Genomic DNA, 1,456 nt, shown 5'->3' with positions numbered 1-1,456 from the left:
TGGCAGCTACAAAAGTAACTTGATTCTGCGGATCATGACTATAGAGAAGCTGAACGCAAACCCGCTTCACCAGTAAGCGCTGAATAAAGACTCGAAGAACAAGAAGACGAAAACCAAATCAACATGAATAAGACTAACTTTACAAACCGTATAAATAACCAATTAAAACAATCAGTTAAAAGTATCAAACAGACAAACTAGAAGCTAAGTTCAAAGTAAAGAAATCATAAAAACACTTTAATTTTCAATATATTGTGGTCTTTTTCTCTACGGTTACATAACGCCGCATTAAGGGGCAAGCAACGCTAGCAGCTGAACTTAAACTAACCTGCCGTAACCTCAAATGCGCATCCAAACCAAAAATGCCACGCGTTGATTGTCCCTCTTAAATGCTTTGTTATGTAACTTTACTAACTATTTCAAAGCATTACCAAAAACAGCATCGCCAAACACGATTTAACTTACACGAAAAGTCAGCATTGACCTAGTAGAAAAAACTCTGGCAACTACAAAAGTAACTTGATTCTGCGGATCATGACTATAGACAAGCTGAACGCAAACCCACTTTACCATTAAATGCTGAATAAAGACTCGAAGGACAAGAAGACGAAAACTAAACCAATATGAACACAACTGGGTTTATAAATTAAAAAATAACTAATAAAAAACAATCAGTTAAAAGTATCAAACAGACAAAGTAGAAGCTAAATTCAAAGTAAAGAAATCATAAAAACACTTTGATTTTCAATATATTGTGGTCTTTTCTCTACGGTTACATAACGCCCGCTTAAGGGGCAGACAACGCTACTGCCAACTTACCGCATAGCACCGTAATCACAAAAAGCAACGCATAGTAAAAATACCACGCGTTGGCTGTCCCTCTTGAAGCGTTTGTTAGCTGAATTTCTCCATGACAAAGTTGCACAGCTTTTGACCGCGGACTTCTATGGTTTGCTCTTGTGTAACCCTGAACCCAAATCTCTCATAAAACGGACGAGCTGTAATACTCACCTCAGAGTAAAACCTAGTAATTCCTTGTAACTTACCCATTCTGAGTACATGTTCCATTAACTGTCGTCCGACTCCTTGACCTTGATGTTCATGGTGACAAAAGAAATGATCAATTAATCCATTTTCTTGAAGATCACTATAACCGACAATTTTTCCATCAATTTCAGCCACAAAAGGTGACAGCACGTTCATTTTTCGTTGCCAAATCTCCGAAGAAAAATCATCTGGAGCCCATGCTTCAACTTGGGCTTGCGAATAATCACGTAAGTTCACATTACGAACCGTATGATAAAAAATAGCCCATAAATCATGCGCATCTGATTCTTGATACTTTCTAATTTCGATCATGCTGATATTTACCACCATTCAGCTAACGCCGCATTAAGGGGCAAGCAACGCTAACAGCTGCACTAAAACTAATCAGCCGTCACCTCAAATACCAACC

Annotated in this window: 1 protein-coding gene; it reads right to left on the bottom strand. The window is 38.0% G+C overall.

What is annotated here, in order from left to right; genetic code table 11:
• Positions 1 to 894: 894 nt before the first annotated feature.
• Entirely contained in the window at positions 895 to 1,359 is a 465-nt protein-coding gene (locus tag EXA13_RS16530; RefSeq protein WP_238134087.1) for a GNAT family N-acetyltransferase, read from the bottom strand.
• Positions 1,360 to 1,456: the final 97 nt, after the last annotated feature.

Source organism: Vibrio cincinnatiensis, from assembly GCF_022113815.1.
GTDB lineage: Bacteria > Pseudomonadota > Gammaproteobacteria > Enterobacterales > Vibrionaceae > Vibrio > Vibrio cincinnatiensis_A.
The sequence above is the reverse complement of the archived record's forward strand: the minus strand, read 5'-3'. Positions and strand labels throughout refer to the sequence as shown.